Annotated in this window: 15 protein-coding genes; 9 read left to right on the top strand and 6 right to left on the bottom strand. The window is 71.2% G+C overall.

Annotated features, from left to right (window positions below):
- Positions 1 to 14: 14 nt before the first annotated feature.
- Together JDV09_RS22270 and JDV09_RS22265 are read left to right on the top strand one after the other, a co-directional pair.
- Complete coding sequence (locus tag JDV09_RS22270; RefSeq protein ID WP_221371312.1) at positions 15 to 1,751, top strand: N-acyl-D-amino-acid deacylase family protein; 1,737 nt, start codon at positions 15 to 17, stop codon at positions 1,749 to 1,751.
- A gap of 25 nt (positions 1,752 to 1,776) precedes the next feature.
- Positions 1,777 to 2,142, top strand: a complete 366-nt coding sequence (locus JDV09_RS22265; RefSeq protein WP_221371311.1) for a pyridoxamine 5'-phosphate oxidase family protein — start codon at positions 1,777 to 1,779, stop codon at positions 2,140 to 2,142.
- A gap of 13 nt (positions 2,143 to 2,155) precedes the next feature.
- Here JDV09_RS22265 and JDV09_RS22260 read toward each other — a convergent pair whose 3' ends face one another.
- Both JDV09_RS22260 and groL read right to left on the bottom strand, forming a co-directional pair.
- Positions 2,156 to 3,715, bottom strand: coding sequence for a phytoene desaturase family protein (locus JDV09_RS22260; protein WP_308124208.1), 1,560 nt, complete (start codon positions 3,713 to 3,715; stop codon positions 2,156 to 2,158).
- 220 nt (positions 3,716 to 3,935) lie between these two features.
- Complete coding sequence (gene groL, locus JDV09_RS22255; RefSeq protein WP_221371310.1) at positions 3,936 to 5,561, bottom strand: chaperonin GroEL; 1,626 nt, start codon at positions 5,559 to 5,561, stop codon at positions 3,936 to 3,938.
- A gap of 258 nt (positions 5,562 to 5,819) precedes the next feature.
- On the opposite strand from groL, the gene JDV09_RS22250 reads away from it, so the two are divergent.
- On the top strand, positions 5,820 to 6,323 hold the full coding sequence (locus JDV09_RS22250; RefSeq protein ID WP_221371309.1) for a cupin domain-containing protein: 504 nt from the start codon (positions 5,820 to 5,822) through the stop codon (positions 6,321 to 6,323).
- Here the strand turns inward: JDV09_RS22250 and JDV09_RS22245 are convergent.
- A complete protein-coding gene (locus tag JDV09_RS22245; protein WP_221371308.1) occupies positions 6,318 to 7,640 on the bottom strand; it encodes a PE-PPE domain-containing protein in 1,323 nt (440 codons plus the stop codon). The two genes, JDV09_RS22250 and JDV09_RS22245, sit on opposite strands and share 6 nt — an antisense overlap.
- A gap of 205 nt (positions 7,641 to 7,845) precedes the next feature.
- On the opposite strand from JDV09_RS22245, the gene JDV09_RS22240 reads away from it, so the two are divergent.
- A complete protein-coding gene (locus JDV09_RS22240; protein WP_221371307.1) occupies positions 7,846 to 9,555 on the top strand; it encodes a DEAD/DEAH box helicase in 1,710 nt (569 codons plus the stop codon).
- Positions 9,556 to 9,563: 8 nt separating this feature from the next.
- Here JDV09_RS22240 and JDV09_RS22235 read toward each other — a convergent pair whose 3' ends face one another.
- The 3 genes from JDV09_RS22235 to JDV09_RS22225 are packed head-to-tail and all read right to left on the bottom strand — an operon-like array spanning position 9,564 to position 12,350.
- Positions 9,564 to 10,379 carry an HAD-IIA family hydrolase gene (locus tag JDV09_RS22235; protein WP_221371306.1) on the bottom strand — a complete coding sequence of 272 codons (816 nt, stop codon included), beginning with the start codon at positions 10,377 to 10,379 and terminating at the stop codon, positions 9,564 to 9,566.
- Between the two features lie 46 nt (positions 10,380 to 10,425).
- Complete coding sequence (locus JDV09_RS22230) at positions 10,426 to 11,871, bottom strand: PH domain-containing protein (RefSeq protein ID WP_372453002.1); 1,446 nt, start codon at positions 11,869 to 11,871, stop codon at positions 10,426 to 10,428.
- Positions 11,868 to 12,350, bottom strand: coding sequence for a PH domain-containing protein (locus JDV09_RS22225; RefSeq protein ID WP_221371305.1), 483 nt, complete (start codon positions 12,348 to 12,350; stop codon positions 11,868 to 11,870). Before JDV09_RS22225 ends, JDV09_RS22230 begins: the two co-directional genes overlap by 4 nt.
- Before the next feature lie 20 nt (positions 12,351 to 12,370).
- On the opposite strand from JDV09_RS22225, the gene JDV09_RS22220 reads away from it, so the two are divergent.
- The 5 genes from JDV09_RS22220 to JDV09_RS22200 all read left to right on the top strand — a co-directional run bounded on the left by JDV09_RS22220 (position 12,371) and on the right by JDV09_RS22200 (position 19,225).
- Positions 12,371 to 13,288, top strand: a complete 918-nt coding sequence (locus JDV09_RS22220; RefSeq protein WP_221371304.1) for an SDR family NAD(P)-dependent oxidoreductase — start codon at positions 12,371 to 12,373, stop codon at positions 13,286 to 13,288.
- A 2-nt stretch (positions 13,289 to 13,290) separates the two neighbouring features.
- Positions 13,291 to 14,490, top strand: a complete 1,200-nt coding sequence (gene moeA / locus JDV09_RS22215) for a molybdopterin molybdotransferase MoeA (RefSeq protein ID WP_221371303.1) — start codon at positions 13,291 to 13,293, stop codon at positions 14,488 to 14,490.
- Between the two features lie 919 nt (positions 14,491 to 15,409).
- Positions 15,410 to 16,108, top strand: coding sequence for a phosphatidylserine decarboxylase (locus tag JDV09_RS22210; RefSeq protein ID WP_221371302.1), 699 nt, complete (start codon positions 15,410 to 15,412; stop codon positions 16,106 to 16,108).
- On the top strand, positions 16,105 to 16,983 hold the full coding sequence (gene pssA / locus JDV09_RS22205; protein ID WP_221371301.1) for a CDP-diacylglycerol--serine O-phosphatidyltransferase: 879 nt from the start codon (positions 16,105 to 16,107) through the stop codon (positions 16,981 to 16,983). Before JDV09_RS22210 ends, pssA begins: the two co-directional genes overlap by 4 nt.
- Positions 16,984 to 17,038: 55 nt before the next feature.
- The gene (locus tag JDV09_RS22200) at positions 17,039 to 19,225 is read left to right on the top strand and encodes an AAA family ATPase (protein ID WP_221371354.1); all 2,187 of its coding nucleotides are present in this window, start codon (positions 17,039 to 17,041) and stop codon (positions 19,223 to 19,225) included.
- Positions 19,226 to 19,284: the final 59 nt, after the last annotated feature.

The following is a 19,284-nucleotide window of genomic DNA, read 5'->3' as shown; positions in this document are numbered from 1 at the left end:
CGTACATTCGGGATATGACCACGCATCAGCTGTTGATCCGCGGGGGCACCATCGTCGACGGCATGGGCGGCGAACCGTTCGTCGGGGACGTCGCCGTCGACGACGGCGTCATCACGCACGTCGGTGCCGTGGCTGGCACTGCCGAGCGGGAGATCGACGCGACCGGACTGCTGGTCACACCCGGGTTCGTCGACCTGCACACCCACTACGACGGTCAGGCGATCTGGTCGGACCGGCTGACCCCGTCGTCGGCGCACGGGGTCACCACCGCGGTGATGGGCAACTGCGGGGTCGGTTTCGCCCCGTGCCGGCCCGCCGACCACGACGTCCTCGTCGACGTGATGGCCGGCGTCGAGGACATCCCCGGCGTGGTCATGGTCGACGGTCTGCCGTGGCACTGGGAGACGTTCCCGGAGTTTCTCGACGCGGTCTCGGCACGCCCCCGAGACATCGATGTGGCGGCGCTGCTGCCGCACTCACCGCTGCGGGTCTACGTGATGGGGGCGCGCGGCGTGGACCGGGAGCCGGCGACCCCCGAGGACCTGGCGATGATGCGCAAGCTGGCCACCGAGGCGGTGCGGGCCGGGGCCTTGGGGTTCGCGTCCTCACGGCTGGCCCTGCACAAGACGCAGAGTGGGCGGCCGATCCCGACCTTCGACGTCGACCGCTCCGAGATCGAGGCGATCGCCCGCGGGGTCGACGACGCCGGTGGGGGGCTGATCCAGTTCGTGCCCGACCTGGTCGCCGGCGACTACCAACCGGTGCTGCAGACGGTGTTCGACGTCGCCGCCGAGGTCGGCCTGCCGGTGACGTTCACGCTGGCGATCGGCAACGGCGGGCCGCCGTTCTACCTGGACGCGCTGACGATGGTCGAGAAGGCCAACAGCAATGCCGGGGCGGACGGGCCGGTGGTCACCGCGCAGATCTTCCCCCGGCCCATCGGGCTGGTACTCGGCCTGGAGCTGTCGGGCAACCCGTTCGTGATGTACCCGTCCTATCAGGCGCTTTCAGGTCTGCCGCTGGCAGAGCGGGTCGCCGAGATGCGCAAACCCGAAGTGCGGGAACGCATCCTGGCCGATGCGCCGGCATCCGGGGGCCACCCGCTGATGTTCGCCGCGCAAGCCTGGAAGTACATGTTTCCGCTCGGCGATCCGCCGAACTACGAACCGGCGCCGTCGGATTCGATCAATGCCAGGGCTGCGGCCCGCGGCGTGAGCCCGGCCGAGGAGGCCTACGACCGACTGCTCGACGACGACGGCCACGCCATGCTGCTGGTGGCGCTGGCCAACTTCCGCGACGGCTCGCTGGACACCGTCGCGGAGCTGATCCGCCGCGACGACGTGGTGCTGGGCCTGGGCGACGGCGGCGCGCACTACGGGATGATCTGCGACGCCTCGTTCCCGACGTACATGTTGACGCACTGGGTGCGCGACCGGCCGTCCGGGCGGCTGTCGGTCGCCGAGGCGGTGCGTGAGCTCACCTCGGTGCCCGCCCGGGTGGCGGGCCTGTCCGACCGGGGCCGGATCGCGGTGGGCTACAAGGCCGATCTCAACGTCATCGACGCCGGTGCGCTGCGACTGCACCGCCCGGTGGTCAAGGCCGATCTGCCCGCCGGCGGGCGCCGGCTGGACCAGACCGCCGACGGGTACGTCGCCACGATCGTCTCGGGCGAGGTGATCGCCGAGAACGGGGTGCCCACCGAGGCGCGTCCGGGCCGGCTGGTGCGCGGCCGGCAGCCCACACCGGCGTGACGCGCGGCGAACGTATTCTCGCGTCATGAGCGTGAAAGTGGACCTCGACCAGCTGGCCGCGACGCTGGCCGACCATCCTCTCGGCTATCTGATCACCGTGGGCGACGACCACCGGGCCCACACCGTCGCGGTCGACCCGGTGCTGCGTGGCGGCGTCCTCGATATCGGCAGAGTCGGCAACAGCACCCGCCGCAACGCGGCCGGCCACCCCGACGTCACGCTGCTCTACCCGCCGGCCGATCCCGGCGGCTACTCGCTGATCGTCGACGGCCGCGCCGAGGTCGACGGCGATGTGGTGCACGTGACGCCCGAGCGCGCCGTTCTGCACCGCCCCGCGGTTCCGGGCGTGCCGACGGCATCGGGTTGCGGGGACGACTGCGTGCCGCTGTAGCGCGTCGCCCCACTCAGGGAGCCGCCAGCCCGAGGTCGGCCAGGATCAGGCGCGCGGCATTGCGCCCGGGCGCCATCGTCACCCCCGGACCGGGATGCGCGCCCGACCCGCACAGGTAGACGTTGTCGACCGGCGTCCGGTACCGGCCCATCCCGGGCACCGGCCGCAGCCCGCCCGCCTGGTAGGGAAGCATCGCGCCCTGCGAGTTCGTCCCGTGCACCGCACTGGGCAGGATCTGTTCCAGATCGACCGGGCTGTGCACCACCCGCGCGAGGATCTTGTCGGCCAGGTCGGGAACGTAGTTGCGGGTGAGCAGATCGATGACGCGATCGGCGAACGGCTCCTTGGCCTGCGACCAGTCGCGGGCCCGGATCGAGCCACCCGCGTCGCCGGTGATCCGGTGGGGCACCGGCTGCACGACGAGCTTCATCAGCGCCCGGCCCGGCGGCACCCGGCCGGCGTCGGCGGCGCTGTCGTTGCAGATCAACGCGAAGGGTTCGGCCGGCAGCCGACCGCCGCGGGCGTCGCAGTAGAGCTGCGCGAAGTAGTCCAGCGACGGCGGACTCGGATGCACGTACACCGAGCGGCCGGCCGTGGGGCCGGCGCGGAACTCGACGGGCGAGTCGAGCGCCAGGTAGATGACCATCACCGACTGGCCCAACTCGTAGTTGCGCATCCGGTGTGCAATGCGCTCCCCCACCGCGCGCTCTCCCAGCAGGTCCAGCACCAGCGGGCGCGGATGACTCGAGGCGGCGAGCAGGCCGAAGCCGTCGATGTGGTCGCCGTCGGCGAGTTCGATGCCGACCGCGCGACCGTGCTCCACGGCGATGCGGGTCACCTCCGCGCCGGTGCGGACCTCGCCGCCGTGCGCCTGGACCACCGCGGCCAGAGCCCCGGTCAGGTTGCCCATGCCGCCCTTGACCACGTTGTTGCCGTACCGCTGAACCACCATCGAGAACAGCCACGCCGCGAAGCCGCCGCCCGCCTCGTCCGGGGCGGCGCCGACGTGCATCGCCCACGACCCCACCAGCGCCTTGGTTTCGTCGGAGACGAACCGCTCGTCGCACCACGACCGCAGGCTCTGCAACGAGAAGCGGTACCCGTCGGGGTCGGTCCCGGACACGTCGACCTCCGGCGGCGGCTCGTTGAACGAGCCGGTGATGGCCGACTCCTGCTCCAGGAACTCCCGGTAGAGCGTTCGCCAGGTCGCGGCGTCGGACTCACTGTGGCGCGCGAGTTCGGCACAGGTCTCGTCGACGTCGCGGTAGACGGTGAGGCTGCGCCCGTCGGGCAGCGCATGCGACCAGCATGGGTCGGGCCGCAGCATCTCGAAGCCGTGGTCGGCCAGACCGAGCTCGGCAGGTGCCGGCGAGAAGTTCGCGAACTGAATGCAGATCGCGTGGGTGTCCGACCAGAACCCGGGCAACGTCACCTCCTCGGTCCCGGTCATCCCACCGATCGTGTGATGCTTCTCCAAAACCAGAACGCGCAGACCGGATCTGGCCAGATAGCTGGCGCACGTCAGCCCATTGTGTCCGCCGCCGAGGACGACGGCGTCGTACTGGTTCGGGATCGCGACCGCCCCCTTTCCGGGCCGGGTTCGATGGTAGCCCCGGGAACGCCGCTGGCGGCGCCGAGCGTAAAGGGTGGTGCCGCCGAACGTGAAGATGGCTGCTCACCCGCGCGCGAGCGTGAAGGCAGCGTCACGTTCGCGATGACGCAGACAACCGAAAAAGCCCGGCCCCCAAACGGGAGCCGGGCTTCTTCGTAGTGAGCCTGGGCTCTTCTGAAAATCAGAAGTCCATGCCGCCCATGCCACCGGTCGGGTCGCCCGCAGGTGCGGCGGCCTTCTCCGGCTTGTCGGCGACGACGGCCTCGGTGGTGAGGAAAAGCGCCGCGATGGACGCCGCGTTCTGCAGCGCCGAACGGGTCACCTTCACCGGGTCGGCAACGCCAGCCTTGAGCAGGTCCTCGTACTCACCGGTGGCGGCGTTCAGGCCGGTGCCGGCGGGCGAGTTGGTGACCTTCTCGGCGACGACGCCGGGCTCCAGACCACCGTTGAAGGCGATCTGCTTGAGCGGGGCCGACAGCGCGACACGAACGATGTTCGCGCCGGTGGCCTCGTCACCGGTGAGGTTGAGCTCGTCCAGCGTCGGAGCCGACTGCAGCAGGGCCACGCCGCCACCGGCGACGATGCCCTCCTCGACGGCGGCCTTCGCGTTGCGGACGGCGTCCTCGATGCGGTGCTTGCGCTCCTTGAGCTCCACCTCGGTGGCGGCACCGGCCTTGATCACCGCAACACCGCCGGCCAGCTTGGCCAGGCGCTCCTGCAGCTTCTCGCGGTCGTAGTCGGAGTCGCTGTTCTCGATCTCGGCGCGGATCTGGGCCACCCGGCCGGCGATGGCGTCGGAGTCACCGGCGCCCTCGACGATGGTGGTCTCGTCCTTGGTCACGACGACCTTGCGGGCCTTGCCCAGCAGGGAGACGTCGGCGGTCTCCAGGGACAGGCCGACCTCCTCGCTGACGACCTGGCCACCGGTGAGGATCGCCATGTCCTGCAGCATCGCCTTGCGACGGTCACCGAAGCCCGGGGCCTTGACGGCGACGGACTTGAAGGTGCCGCGGATCTTGTTGACCACCAGGGTCGACAGGGCCTCACCCTCGACGTCCTCGGCGATGATCAGCAGCGGCTTGCCGGACTGGATGACCTTCTCCAGCAGCGGCAGCAGATCCTTGACGGTGGACACCTTGGAGCTGACCAGCAGGATGTAGGGATCCTCCAGGACGGCTTCCTGGCGCTCGGCGTCGGTCACGAAGTAACCCGAGATGTAGCCCTTGTCGAAGCGCATGCCCTCGGTGAGCTCCAGCTGCAGGCCGAAGGTGTTGGACTCCTCGACGGTGATGACACCCTCGTTGCCGACCTTGTCCATGGCCTCGGCGATCAGCTCGCCGATCTGGGTGTCGCCGGCCGAGATCGCGGCGGTGGCAGCGATCTGCTCCTTGGTCTCGACCTCCTTGGCCGACTTCAGCAGCGTCTCGGTGACCTTCTCGACGGCCTTCTCGATGCCGCGCTTGAGGCCCAGCGGGTTGGCGCCGGCGGCGACGTTGCGCAGACCCTCGCGAACGAGCGCCTGGGCGAGCACGGTGGCGGTGGTGGTGCCGTCACCCGCGACGTCGTCGGTCTTCTTGGCGACCTCCTTGACCAGCTCGGCGCCGATCTTCTCGTACGGGTCCTCCAGCTCGATCTCCTTGGCGATGGACACACCATCGTTGGTGATCGTGGGGGCGCCCCACTTCTTCTCGAGGACGACGTTGCGACCCTTGGGCCCCAGCGTCACCTTTACCGCGTCGGCGAGGCTGTTGAGGCCCCGCTCGAGGCCGCGACGGGCCTCTTCGTCATACGCAATTGTCTTGGCCATTGCGAAGTGTTTCCTCCGGATAGGGGATGCACGTCTTGTGGTCGGAATCGATGCCCGCGACGGACGGCTGGGGCTGTGCTCGCTTATGCGGCCCCGGCCTCACCGTCCCGACCTAGCACTCACCGTTCGCGAGTGCCAACTGCATTCTTAGCACTCGACCTGGGCGAGTGCAAGGTTGTTGGGTGGCCGTCGCGTGATGTTCACCCAACGCGAAGACCGCCGGGGACCACCTCGGTCGGCCGGGGCACACTGGGCGGCATGTCCCTGGTGGTGCCGCCCTATCCCCCCGTCCGCTACACCGCCGACGAGCCGGAGGTCAGCGCCTGGCTCAAGCGTGGTGACGAGCCGCCCGACTACGACTCGTTCGGACTGTTCCAGTACCACTACCTGGCCGGCCAGCAGGCCACCGGCGGGGACTACGGCCTCTACCGCGTGCAGATCGCACCGCGCGGCGGCGGCCCGGCGCCGCATTTCCACCGCACCATGTCCGAGGCGTTCTTCGTGCTGTCCGGAACCGTGCGGCTCTTCGACGGCGGCGACTGGATCGACGGCCGGACCGGCGACTTCCTCTACGTCCCGCCGGGCGGCGTGCACGGATTCCGCAACGAGGACGATGAGCCGGCGTCGCTGCTGATGGTGTTCTCCCCCGGCGCACCGCGCGAGCACTACTTCGAGGGTCTCGCACGGCTCGGCGAGCTCACCGATGAACAGCGCAGCGAGTGGTTCGCCCGCAACGACAACCACTTCGTCCAGCCGTCATGAGCTTCCGGTCGTGACAGGCTCTGACACCTCCCGGCCGGCCGGACCGGGGTCGCCGGTCTCGGTTGCCTCCGGCGCAGTGTCCGCCGAGTCCTGCTCGATGTCCGTTCCGGATTCCTCCGACTCGAGGTCCGGCTCGGGCTCCGGCTCCGGCGCAGGCTCGAGCTCCGGCTCGGACCCAGGCTCGAGCTCCGGGTCGGGCGCAGGCTCCGTCTCGTCGACCTCTGGCAGGTCTTCCGCCGGGTCGGCCGCGTCGATCGGATCGTCCTGGACCTCGGCTGCCGGTTCGGGCTCGGGTGCCGGTGCGCTCCCGCCACCGGATTCCGTCGATGCCGTCGATGCGGCGAGACCCGGCCTGTCGACGCCGGTCAACGTCGCGCCGCCGGGCTCGACGGGTTCGGGGGCGCCGGCCTCGGCCGGAGCCACCTGCTGCGGCCAGACGATCCGCCCCTCGGACAGGTACGGACGAGGGTCACCCGGCCGGTCGTGACGGACGTATCCCGCGTCGACGATCGGGCGGAGAACCCGGTCGGCGACGTCGACCAGCGAACCGGGGAGGAACAGGCGAAACACCTGCGTCAACGGGAGATGTTCGGTCGGCACCAGATAGGTGGTCACCGTGGCACCCTGCGAGTTCTGTTCGACCGTGATGTTCTCCGGCGGTACGTCGGCCGGATCGACCAACGCGACGACGCTGTGCACGAACACCATGCCCATGACCGAGTTGAACAGCGATACCAGATTCCACGGACGATCGGGCGGATTGGACCAGCCGTCGTACTCGCCGATCAGAATCGCGGTGGAGTACGGAGACTCCGGAAGGCGGCTGACCCGGTAGTTGAGGATGGGAATGTAGGTGCCCTCTGTGAAGTACTCCGCGATGCCGACCTCCAGCGGGACGATCAGCACGATCCGGAGATCGTCGACCAACGGAGGTTCGGAGCTGTCGGCAAGCTCCACGGCAACTCTGGCGGCGACCATGCTGCCCATCGACTCGCCGATCACCACGACTTTGCCGTCGATCTCGCGAACGGCGACGATCGTCTTGTCCACCCCTTGACGAACGGCCCGGTCGACGGCGAGCGGGTTCTGCGAATAGTCGATCAGCTCGGGGTCGTCATCGTCGTGGAAGTGGATGCCGATATACGGGTAGAGGAAGTGCCTGAGCAACGGGTAGACCGGGTTGATCTGCTTGAAGGGCATGGCCCCGGGGACCAGCACCGCCTGCTCGTCGCCGACCGCGTGCGCCACCGTTCCGGTGCCCAGCAGCAGGACGATCGCCGCGATCGCCGTGACCAGCCGCGCGTACCAACCGACCATCACATGCCCTCCCGCGTTGCCTGCGAGCCTTTCACGGCGGCGGACGCGCGGCCCGGGCTTCACCGAATTCGGCACCGATTCTGCGGCGTCCGGACACGCGGCGCGCGGACACGCCGAGCGGAGATGCGATCGCGGAAGCGCCTGCCCTAGACTGCATTCCGGTCACGCCGTCGACGACGGCCCGACGGGCCGAGAGGAGTTGTGGGTGCGGGCTGATGCAGCGCCCAGCACCCAGGCTTTGCGGGGCTGGCAGCGGCGGGCACTGGTGAAATACCTGGCCGCCAAGCCGCGGGACTTCCTGGCCGTCGCGACCCCCGGGTCGGGCAAGACCACCTTCGCGCTGCGCGTCGTCGCCGAACTGCTCTCCGAGGGAACCGTCGAGACGGTCACCATCGTCGTGCCCACCGAGCACCTGAAGGTCCAGTGGGCGCAGGCCGCCGCACGGCACGGCATCGCGCTGGACCCCCGGTTCGCCAACTCCAACTCCCAGACGTCGTCGGAGTATCACGGCGTGGTGGTCACCTACGCACAGGTCGCCAGCCACCCGACCCGGCACCGGGTGCGCACCGAGAACCGCAAGACGCTGGTGGTCTTCGACGAGGTCCACCACGGCGGCGACGCTAAGAGCTGGGGTGAGGCGATCCGGGAGGCCTTCGACGACGCGTCGCGCCGCCTGTCGCTGACGGGCACACCGTTCCGCAGCGACGACTCGGCGATCCCGTTCGTCACCTACGAACCCGACCGGGAGGGCCTGCTGCAGTCCCAGGCCGACCACACCTACGGCTATGCCGACGCGCTGGCCGACGGCGTGGTCCGCCCGGTGGTGTTCCTCGCCTACTCCGGCGAGGCCCGCTGGCGTGACAGCGCCGGCGAAGAGCACGCGGCCCGCCTCGGCGAGCCGCTGACCGCCGAGCAGACCGCGCGGGCGTGGAAGACCGCGCTGAACCCGGCGGGCGAATGGATGCCCGCGGTGATCGCGGCCGCCGACCGGCGCCTCGAGCAGAAGCGCCAGCACGTGCCCGACGCGGGCGGCATGATCATCGCCTCCGACCAGACCGCGGCCCGGGCCTACGCGGAGCTGCTGACCACGATCACCGGCGAGAAGCCGACCGTGGTGCTCTCCGACGACAAGGGGTCCTCGGACCGGATCTCGCAGTTCTCCGCGGGCACGTCGCGCTGGCTGGTCGCGGTGCGGATGGTGTCCGAGGGCGTCGACGTCCCCCGGCTGGCCGTCGGCGTCTACGCGACCAGCGCCTCGACGCCGCTGTTCTTCGCGCAGGCGATCGGCCGATTCGTGCGTTCCCGGCAGGCCGGCGAGACCGCGAGCATCTTCCTGCCGTCGGTACCCAGCCTGCTGCTGCTGGCCAGCGAGATGGAGGCGCAGCGCAACCACGTGCTGGGCAAGCCGCACCGGGAGAGCCTCGAGGACCCGCTGGACGCCGAACTGGCCGAACAGCGTCGCGACGAGGCCGACGATCCCGAGCTCAACGAGCGCGGCATCGAGTACCTGGGCGCCGACGCCGAACTGGACCAGGTGATCTTCGACGGGTCGTCGTTCGGCACCGCCACCCCGGCGGGCAGCGACGAGGAGGCCGACTACCTGGGCATCCCCGGCCTGCTGGACGCCGCGGCGATGCGTGACCTGCTGCGCCGCAGGCAGGAGGAGCAGCTCACCAAGCGCACCGCCGGCGGCGAGGTGCCGCGGCCGTCGACGCATGGGCAGTTACGCGAACTGCGCCGCGAGCTGAACACGCTGGTCTCGCTGGCCCACCACCGCACCGGCAGGCCGCACGGGTGGATCCACAACGAACTGCGCCGCCGGTGCGGCGGCCCGCCGTTGGCCGCGGCGACCAGCGATCAGCTCAAGGAACGCATCGAGGCGGTCCGGGTGCTGCAACGCGAGCTCAGCGCCTGAGGCCGGAGCTACAGGCCGAGCAGCCGGGGCAGATCGGCGACCGAGTCGATGACGTGGTTGGGCTGCATCGCGAACTCGTCGGCAGCCCAGCGGTCCAGGGTGTCCTGCCGGAACTTGCCGGTGCGCACCAGCACCCCGCTCATCCCGACCACCTGCGCGGCCAGCACGTCGTTGTTCAGGTCGTCGCCGATCATGTACATCTCCTCGGGGTCGACCCCGAGGCGGGCGGCCGAGGAGATGAAGCCCTCGGGCGCCGGCTTGCCGACCGCGGTGGCCTTGCGGCCGGAGGTCTGCTCCATCCCGATCAGATACATGCCGGTGTCGACGCGCAGCCCGTCGGCGGTGGTCCACGCGGTGCTGCGGTGCATCGCCACCACGGGCACGCCCTGGGCCATCCAGTCGTAGACCCACGACAACGTCAGATGGGTGTACTCCGGTCCGGCGCCGCCGAGCAGCACCACGTCCGGTGGATCGGGCGCCCGGGGTCCGGTGAACTCACTGGAGTAGACCAGGTCGATGCCGGGCATGTCCTCGCCGATCTGGCCGCTGTTGACCAGGAAGCAGCGGGCGTCGGGATAACGGCTGCGGACGTAGTCGGCGGTCAGCACCGCCGCGGTGATCACCTCGTCGGCACGCACCGGCATGCCGGCGTCGGTCAGCAGTTCGGCGATCTGCGTGCGGGTGCGGGTGGTGGTGTTGGTCAGATACGCACAGGCAATCTGGTTGTCCGCCAACGTGGCTAGCGTCTCGGCCGCGCCGGGAATCGGCTTCCACGAGGTCACGAGCACGCCATCGATGTCGAAGAGCACTCCACCGATAGCCATGGTGCGACAGTAAACCGCGAACGTCCGCGCGCAACTCGGACCCGGCTCAGCCGCGCGCCCAGCCCGTCTCGCCGACCCACGCCGACGTCGTCGCGACGATCCGCCACGCGTCCGCGGCGGGCACGTCGATCACCTCGTAGCGTTTCACCCCGGCCGCGGTCGCGGCGATCAGCGTCGCGACACCGGCCCTGCGCTGCGGCAATGTCTGGCGTACCGTCCAGCCGACGATGCCCGCCGCGGCCACGCAGTCGCGGCGCCGCTGCAGGCTTCCGCTGCGGGACACCAGCCAGCCGCCGCCGGACCGGTGTCCGAGCGAGCGCGACCGGTCGACGGCCAGTGCGCAAGAACACACCGTCAGCACCGCCAGCGCGGGCCACACCCACACCGGCACGCCGGTGGTGACGGCCCAGACCACCGCCCCGGCGACCGCCGCCACCGGTGGCGCCATCGCCCTGGTCCAGCGCCGGCGCGTCGCCGCCGGGCCGTGCGGGGTCAGCGGTCCGGTCACCACGTCGGGGCGGGCGATCAGGTCGGTGAGCACGTCCTGCGCGGTCGTCCGCGGGCAGGGCGGCAACAGCAGCGACGCCTCCCCGGCGCCGGTGACCCCGGTCATCACGGCGTCCAGCCGCGCGCCGCCGAACAGCCGCACCAGCAGCGGCTCACGCAGCGTGCCGCCGCGCAGCCTGCGCATGTCGAACGTGTGCTCGCGCACCCTCAACAGGCCGTGCGACAGGTGCAGCACCTCGGCGTCGCGGCGCAGCTCCAGGTTGGCGTAGGTCAGCAGCGACTGCGCCACCGACAGCGCCACCGACGCCGCCAGCACCGCGACCACGGCGAGCACCACGGTCCCGAGCAGGCCGAGCGTCTGCGCGACGCCCGCACCGGCACGCACCCACGTCCAACCCCGCGCGGCGGTGAGCACGCCGGTCTGCGCCAGCACCCCGAGTGCGGCCACGATCATCAGCAGGCCGGTCCACGTCAGGGGGCTGTAGCGCAGCCAGGACGGCTGCCAACGGGCCAGCACCCGGCCGCCGGCGACCGGGGCCAGCGAGCCGGCCAGCAGGATCGCGCGCAGCCGCGGCACGTCGCCTGCGGGCACCGCGTCCAGCGCGAACACGGTGTCACCGCTGGCCGTGCGCCCGGTGCTGACCTGCAGCACGGTCAGGCCCAGCAGCCGGTGCAGCAGCCGGGCGTCGGTCGACACCGAGCGAATCCTGTTGCGCGGCACGGCGAGCTCGGTGCGCCGCAACACCCCGCCGCGCAGCGCGACCTCGTCGGGACCGATGCGGTAGGTCGTGGTGAACCAGCGGGCCATGCCGTAGGCGACGATCGCGCCAATGCCGATCAGCGTCCACATCGGGTTCCCGGTGGCCGATCCCAGCACCAGCGACCCGATCAGCACCGGGATCTGACGCAGCACCTCGTGCACCGGGTGCACCAGCAGCATCCGCGGGCTCAGCCGCCGCCACTGTTGCTGCGACGGGCCGGTCACGTGGCGTCCTCGCCGCCGAGCGCGGCGATGTCGGTCAGCCGGGCGACGACGGCGTCGGCGACGGCGGAGTCCAGCGCGACGATGCGCACCGCGCCGGCCGAGGACGCCGTCGTGACCGTCACGTTGGCCAGCCCGAACAGCCGGTCCAGCGGGCCGCGGTAGGTGTCGACGGTCTGCACCCGGGAGATCGGCGCGATGCGGCGTTCCTGGACCAGCCAGCCGGACCGGGTGTACACCGCGGTCGGGTCCAGGTCCCACCGGTGCACGCGGTAGCGCCACAACGGGGCGACCACCACCGACACCGCGATGCCGAGCACCGTGACCGCCGCGAGCAGCACATGCAGCCAGACCGTCCGGGGGTCCAGCGCGACCCAGACGAGCTGGGCGGCGACCGCGAAGGCCCACGGGATCGCCGCGCCGATCGCCCAGACCAACGGCGCCTTGCGGCTCGGCGGATGTGCGGGGTCGACCAGATTCATGTCCCCAGTATGTTGAAGCGATGAGCGCCAAATGGACCGCGGCCGACGTTCCCGATCAGTCCGGCCGGGTGGCGGTGGTGACCGGCGCCAACTCCGGTATCGGCTTCGAGGCGGCCGCCGTGCTGGCCCGCCGCGGGGCCCGGGTGGTGCTGGCGGTGCGCAACCCCGACAAGGGCGAGGAGGCGGTGCGCGGTCTGCGGAAGGCCGACCCGGGGGCCGACGTCGCGTTGCAGGAGCTGGACCTGTCCTCGCTGGCCAGCGTCCGCAAGGCGGCCGACGAACTACGCGCCGCACACCCGCGCATCGACCTGCTGATCAACAACGCCGGGGTGATGTACCCGCCGAAGCAGACCACCGCCGACGGCTTCGAGCTGCAGTTCGGCACCAACCATCTGGGTCACTTCGCGCTGACCGGGCTGCTGCTCGATCACCTGCTGCCGGTCCCGGGATCCCGGGTGGTGACGGTGGCCAGCATCGCCCACAACATCCGGGCCGGCATCCACTTCGACGATCTGCAGTTCGAGCACAGCTACCACCGGGTCGCCGCGTACGGCCAGTCCAAACTGGCCAACCTGATGTTCACCTACGAGCTGCAGCGCAGGCTCACCGCCCACGCAGCCGCCACGATCGCGGTCGCGGCGCACCCCGGTATCTCCAACACCGAGCTGATGCGCCACATCCCCGGCACCGGACTGCCCGGGTTCGTCACGCTCGCCGGGCTGGTCACCAACAGTCCCGCGGTCGGTGCGCTCGGCACGCTGCGCGCCGCCACCGATCCGCACGTACAGGGCAGCCAGTACTACGGGCCCTCCGGATTCCGGGAGCTGGTCGGCCATCCGGTCCTGGTGCGGTCCAACCGCACGTCGCACGACGTCGACGCGCAGCGGCGGTTGTGGGCGGTGTCCGAGGAACTGACCGGCGTCACGTTCGGGATCTGAGGATGCGATCCGTTGAGGAGCACCGGCGGGTGGTGGCCGGGCTGATCCGCCCGCGCCCGGCGGTTGCGGTGCCGATCGCCGACTCGCTCGGCCTGGTGCTGGCCGCCGACGTGACCGCTCCGGTGTCGCTGCCCGGCTTCGACAACTCGGCGATGGACGGCTACGCGGTGCTGGCCGACGACGTCGCCGGCGCCGGCGCCGATTCGCCCGTGCTGCTGCCGGTCGCCGAGGACATCCCGGCCGGCCGCACCGACATCCCGACGCTGCTGCCGGGCACCGCGCACCGGATCATGACCGGGGCACCGCTGCCCGCGGGCGCGACCGCGGTGGTGCCGGTGGAGGCCACCGACGGCGCGGTCGACACGGTCACCATCCGCGCCGCCGCCCGGGCGGGCCAGCACATCCGCCGGGCCGGCGAGGACGTCACCGCGGGCACCACGGTGCTGCGGGCGGGCCAGGTCGTCACGGCGGCGGTGCTCGGGCTTACCGCCGCCCTCGGGCTGCCGGAGCTGACCGTGGTGCCGCGTCAGCGGGTGCTGGTGGTGTCCACCGGCACCGAGTTGGTCGGCGCCGGGGCGCCGCTGCTGCCCGGCCAGATCTACGAGTCCAACGGGGTGATGCTGGCCGCCGCCGTGCGCGACGCGGGCGGCGAGGTGGCGGCCGCCCCGATGACCGGCGACGACGTCGACGCGTTCCGGGCGATGCTGCGCCGCCACCTGCCCGACGCGGACCTGATCCTCACCACCGGCGGAGTCAGCGCCGGCGCCTACGAGGTGGTCAAGGATGCCCTCGGCGGCGGCGACGGCGTCGAGTTCGTCAAGGTGGCGATGCAACCCGGGATGCCGCAGGGAGCGGGCACGCTCGACGGCGTCCCGATCATCACGCTGCCCGGCAACCCGGTCAGTGCGCTGGTGTCGTTCGAGGTGTTCGTCCGACCGGCGTTGCGCGCCGCGATGGGGCTGCCGAGCACCGAGCGGCCGCGCCGCACCGCGGTGCTGACCGAGGACCTCACCTCCCCGCGGGGCAAGCGGCAGTTCCGGCGCGGCGTGTGGGATCCCGACGCGGACACCGTGACCGGTTACGGCCCGCCCGCCTCCCATCACCTGCGCTGGCTGGCGTCGGCGAACTGCCTGCTCGAACTCGACGAGGACACCGCCGAGGTCGCCGCCGGCACCCGCGTGCAGGTGTGGGACCTGCGCTAGCCCCGTCCCCAGCCGACCACTCCTCGCGCAAGCGCTCGTCTCCAGCCGACCACTCCTCGCGCAAGCGCTCGTCTCCAGCCGACCACTCCTCGCGCAAGCGCTCGTCTCCAGCCGACCACTCCTCGCGCAAGCGCTCGTCTCCAGCCGACCACTCCTCGCGCAAGCGCTCGTCTCCAGCCGACCACTCCTCGCGCAAGCGCTCGTCTCCAGCCGACCACTCCTCGCGCAAGCGCTCGTCTCCAGCCGACCACTCCTCGCGCAAGCGCTCGTCTCCAGCCGACCACTCCTCGCGCAAGCGCTCGTCTCCAGCCGACCACTCCTCGCGCAAGCGCTCGTCTCCAGCCGACCACTCCTCGCGCAAGCGCTCGTCTCCAGCCGACCACTCCTCGCGCAAGCGCTCGTCTCCAGCCGACCACTCCTCGCGCAAGCGCTCGTCTCCAGCCGACCACTCCTCGCGCAAGCGCTCGTCTCCAGCCGACCACTCCTCGCGCAAGCGCTCGTCTCCAGCCGACCACTCCTCGCGCAAGCGCTCGTCTCCAGCCGACCACTCCTCGCGCAAGCGCTCGTCTCCAGCCGACCACTCCTCGCGCAAGCGCTCGTCTCCAGCCGACCACTCCTCGCGCAAGCGCTCGTCTCCAGCCGACCACTCCTCGCGCAAGCGCTCGTCTCCAGCCGACCACTCCTCGCGCAAGCGCTCGTCTCCAGCCGACCACTCCTCGCGCAAGCGCTCGTCTCCAGCCGACCACTCCTCGCGCAAGCGCTCGTCTCCAGCCGACCACTCCTCGCGCAAGCGCTCGTCTCCAGCCGACCACTCCTCGCGCAAGCGCTCGTCTCCAGCCGACCACTCCTCGCGCAAGCGCTCGTCTCCAGCCGACCACTCCTCGCGCAAGCGCTCGTCGGCCGTAGAATCGCCAACACCATGGCCAGACGCCCCGACCTCAACTCAGGCCCAGCGCGGCTGGCGGCGCTGATCCGTTCCGCCGTTCCCCCGATGCACCCCGACGGCCTGCCGTTCGTCGGGGTCAGCCTGGCGGTCGCGCTGGCCGGCCGCCGCAATCGCTGGCTGCGCCGCGCCGGTCTGGCCTCCGCGGCGGCCAACGCCGCGTTCTTCCGCCACCCGCAGCGCACCCCACCGACCCGCCCCGGCGTGGTCGTCGCCCCCGCCGACGGACTCGTCTGCCTGGTCGACGAGGAGATCCCGCCCGCCGAACTGGGGCTTGCGGCAACGCCGTTGCCCCGGATCAGCATCTTCCTGTCCGTCCTCGACGCGCATGTGCAGCGGGCACCCATCGGCGGTGAGGTGGTGAGCGCGGTGCACCGGCCCGGGCTGTTCCTGTCGGCCGACCTCGCCGCGGCCAGCACCGAGAACGAACGCAACAGCATCGTGATCCGCACCCCGGACGGTGCGGAGGTGGTCGCCGTGCAGATCGCCGGGCTGATCGCACGCCGCATCGTGTGCGACGTCCGGCCCGGCGACAAGGTCGGCATCGGTGACACCTACGGGCTGATCCGGTACGGGTCCCGGCTGGACACCTACCTGCCCGCCGGTTCCAACGTGCTGGTCACCGTCGGGCAGCGCACCCTGGCCGGCGAGACCGTCCTGGCCGAGCTGTCATGAGGCCCCGCATCAAGGCGCCCGTCGTCAGCGTGCGCATCCTGCCCAGCGCGATGACGGTCGCCGCGATCTGCCTGGGGTTGTCGTCGGTCAAGTTCGCCCTGGAGGGCCGCCCAACGGAGGCGATGGCGTTCCTGGCCGTCGCGGCGATCCTGGACGCCCTCGACGGCCGGATCGCCCGCGCGCTGAAGGCCACCTCGCGGATGGGCGAGGAGATCGACTCGCTGGCCGACGCGGTGAACTTCGGTGTCGCGCCGGCGTTCATCGTGTACGGGACGTTGTTGTCGACCTCGCGGATCGGCTGGATCGTGGTCCTGCTCTACGCGGTGTGCATCGTGCTGCGGCTGGCCCGCTACAACGCGATGCTCAGCGTGGATCAGCCCGACTTCGAGAAGAAGTACTTCGTCGGGATGCCCGCCCCCGCGGGCGCGATCGGGGCAATCGGACCGCTGGCGGCCAAGATGCAGTTCGGCGACGGCTGGTGGACCTCGGAGCCGGCCGTGGTGATCTGGATGATCGTGGTGTCGCTGCTGGTGGTCAGCACGCTGCCGATGCGCAAGATCCACACGTTCTCGGTGCCACCGAACATGGTCGCGCCGCTGCTCGCGCTGCTGGCGATCGGCGTGGCCGCGGCGATCCTCTACGGCTACATCGTGATCCTGGCGATCATCGTGGCCTACGCCCTGCATATTCCGTTTGCGATCCGGACCCGGCGTTTCCTGGCGGCGCACCCCGAGGTGTGGGACGACAAGCCGCGTCAGCAGCGTGCCGCGCGACGTGCGATCCGCCGCTCCCAACCGCGCCGCGTGATCCGCCGCGCCCATCCGCACCGTCGGTCCATGACGCGGCTGGGACTGCGCCGGCCGCCGAGGAGCTGAGGTGTCCGACCTCGACGTCGCCGACCGCGAGGCACCGCGCCCGCAACTGTCGCTGATGGCGCGGCTGAACAACTCGGCGAGCGACTCCCGCCGCGGTGTGGTGCGACTGCATCCCGAGGCGATCGCCGCACTCGGCCTGCGGGAGTGGGACGCGGTGTCGCTGACCGGCTCCCGCACCACCGCCGCGGTGGTCGGCGCGGCCTCGAACGGCACCCCGCCGGGCACCGCGCTGCTCGACGACGTGACCCTGTCCAACGCCGGTGTGCGGGAGGACACCTCGGTGCTGGTGGCACCGGTGACCGTATACGGCGCCCGGTCCGTGACGGTCAGCGGCTCGGCGCTGGCCACCCGGTCGATCACCCCCGCCACGCTGCGACAGGCGTTGCTGGGCAAGGTGATGACGGTCGGCGACATCGTGTCGCTGCTGCCTCGCGACCTCGGCCCGGGCACCTCGACGTCGGAGGCCAGCACCGCGCTGACGTCGACGGTGGGCATCACCTGGACCTCCGAGCTGTTGACCGTCACCGGCGTCGATCCGTCCGGCCCGGTGAGCGTGCAACCCAATTCGCTGGTCAGCTGGGGCGACGGGACGCCACCGCAACCGCGGGTCAGCGGCCCGGACGGGAGCGTGGCCCGCACCGACGAACCGCCGGTGCCGCCGAGCACGCCCACGGTCGCGTTCGACGACCTCAAGGGCTCGCACGTGCAGGCGGGCAAGCTGACCGAATGGCTCAAACTCGCCCTCGACGAGCCACAGCTGCTCGAAACCCTGGGCGCGTCAGCCGATCTCGGGGTGCTGGTGTCGGGACCGGCCGGAGTCGGCAAGGCCACCATGGTGCGCACCGTCTGCGTCAACCGCCGGCTGGTGGAGCTGGACGGACCCGAGATCGGATCGCTGGCACCCGCCGACCGGCTCACCGCGGTGACCAACGCCGTCGGGACCGCGACCGCGCCCGGCCAGGGCGGCGGGGTGCTGTTGATCACCGACATCGACGCGCTCCTCCCCGCGGACGCGGAACCTGTTGCGGGGCTGATCCTGGCCGAACTGCGCAAGGCCGTCGCCGCCGACGGGGTCGTCTTCATCGCGACCTCGGCCGTGCCCGACAACGTCGATGCCCGCCTGCGGGCGCCCGACCTGTGCGACCGGGAGCTCGGGCTGACCCTGCCCGACGGCACCACCCGGAAGCAATTGCTCGAGGTGCTGCTGCGCGGGGTACCCGCAGCCGACCTCGATCTGAGCGAGATCGCCGGACGGACACCGGGTTTCGTCGTCGCGGATCTGGCGGCACTGGTGCGCGAGGCGGCGCTGCGGGCCGCCGCGCGGGCCAGCAACGACGGCGCCGCACCGCAGCTCACCCAGGACGATCTCCTCGGCGCGCTGAGCGTGATCCGGCCGTTGTCGCGGTCGGCGACCGAGGAGGTGTCGGTCGGCTCGGTGACCCTCGACGACGTCGGCGACATGGCCGACACCAAGCAGGCGCTCACCGAGGCGGTGCTGTGGCCGTTGCAGCACCCGGACACCTTCGAGCGCCTCGGCGTGGAGCCGCCGCGCGGGGTGCTGCTCTACGGCCCGCCCGGCTGTGGGAAGACGTTCGTGGTGCGTGCACTGGCCAGCTCGGGGCGGTTGAGCGTGCACGCCGTCAAGGGCGCCGAGCTGATGGACAAATGGGTCGGGTCGAGCGAGAAGGCGGTGCGCGAGCTGTTTCGCCGCGCCCGGGATTCGGCGCCGTCGCTGATCTTCCTCGACGAGATCGACGCGCTGGCGCCCCGGCGCGGCCAGAGCTTCGACTCCGGGGTGACCGACCGGGTGGTGGCGGCGATGCTCACCGAGCTCGACGGCATCGAACCGCTGCGCGACGTGGTGGTGCTCGGTGCGACGAACCGACCCGACCTGATCGATCCGGCGCTGCTTCGGCCGGGCCGGCTGGAGAAGCTGGTGTTCGTCGAGCCGCCGGATGCCGAGGCCCGGTTCCAGATCCTGCGTACGGCGGGCAAATCCGTCCCGCTCGCGGCCGAGGGACCGGAGGCCGTCGACCTCGAGACGCTGGCCGGCGAACTGGACGGCTACAGCGCCGCCGACTGCGTGGCGCTGCTGCGCGAGGCCGCGCTGACCGCGATGCGCCGCTCGATCGACGCCGCGGACGTGACCGCCGCCGATGTGGCCGCGGCTCGCGAGGCGGTTCGTCCGTCGCTGGACCCGGCGCAGGTCGAAGCGCTGCGCGCGTTTGCCGCCACCCGCTGACGCGGTCCACGTTGACATTGCGCTAGCGGCGGGAACGTGCGAGAGAACCGCGCCGTCAG

Source organism: Mycolicibacterium xanthum, assembly GCF_019710635.1.
GTDB classification, from domain to species: Bacteria; Actinomycetota; Actinomycetes; order Mycobacteriales; family Mycobacteriaceae; genus Mycobacterium; species Mycobacterium xanthum.
Note: the sequence above shows the minus strand (reverse complement) of the source record. Positions and strands in the feature narration are given on the sequence as shown.